The 1,206-nt window shown below is 27.1% G+C and carries 1 protein-coding gene; it reads right to left on the reverse strand.

Annotated elements, in window-relative coordinates:
• A partial coding sequence (locus F811_RS0100020; RefSeq protein ID WP_020003284.1) for an SDR family NAD(P)-dependent oxidoreductase occupies positions 1 to 901 on the reverse strand: 901 nt, incomplete at its 3' end.
• Between the last annotated feature and the right edge of the window lie 305 nt (positions 902 to 1,206).

A 1,206-nucleotide genomic window follows, 5' to 3' on the forward strand; every position in this document is an offset into this window, starting at 1 on the left:
GGTCTGGTCTGGTCTGGTCTGGTCTGGTCTGGTCTGTATTTAACATTTTATTTCTAAAGTTATCACGCCATTTTCTTATTGGTATCCACCAAGCCAGTTTATTAATATTCTCTTTTATTTTTTCTAATTGTTGTATATATATATATTCATTATTATTAGAAGTAGGGTATATGTCTATAGGTATTCTTTGACCATATCTAAAATATTTTCCAGTAGGTGGATTTTCTTCATTTAAAAAACAGGCTTGTATAATGGAATTAGCTCCATCTTCAGCTGTTGTTGGTGCTGTATCTCCACCCATAGAAGTTTTACACCAACCAGGACAAACACAATTAACATAAATATTTTTGTCTTTAACAGCACCACTAAGTTTCTTTGTAACCATCATCAATGCTGTTTTCGTACTTGCATATCCTATTTGAAAATCTTTTTCTGCATCAGGATGCCATAATTCTCCAGAACCTGAAGTAACATTAACTATTCTTGCTCCATTTTCAAAAGAGTTCAAAAAATATTTTGTTGTAAGTATTGAAGAAAATACATTTATTCTATATATTTTATCAAGTAAATCTATAGGTATTTCTAAAGTTTTTATATGAGATTTGAAAGGTATCCAATCTAATTGAGCAGCAGCATTATTTATAAATATATATAATTGTTCATCTTTATCTTTTAGTTTTAAATATTCTTGATAAGCTTTGGATATTGAATATTCAAATTCAACATCTATTCTTATAGGTATTATATTAGATGGATTTCCAATTGATTTTATAGCTTCTTTAGCTTTATCAATATCTCTACATCCCATATAAACTTTAAAGTTATATTCTAAAGCAAATTTCCTGCATAGTTCTAATCCTATACCTCTATTTCCTCCTGTAATAAAAACTACTTTTTTCAATTTTGTCTCCTTAATTATATAATTAATTTCTATTAAATATTTTATTTACGGAAACTATTATAAAATTTTTAGCTATATCCACAAAGATAGTTTATTTATTAATTCTACTTTTATATAAATTATTATATCTGCAAGTTTCATGCAAAAATATATAAATTCAGGTATAAACAATTTATGCTACTATTTTTATTTGCTCTATAGCTTGTAATTTATTATTAATTATTATAATATTGCTATCATTATATATGTATCCTCTACATATTAGGTCTGGTCTGGTCTGGTCTGGTCTGGTCTGGTCTGGTCTG

This window comes from Brachyspira innocens ATCC 29796 (genome assembly GCF_000384655.1).
GTDB classification, from domain to species: Bacteria; Spirochaetota; Brachyspiria; order Brachyspirales; family Brachyspiraceae; genus Brachyspira; species Brachyspira innocens.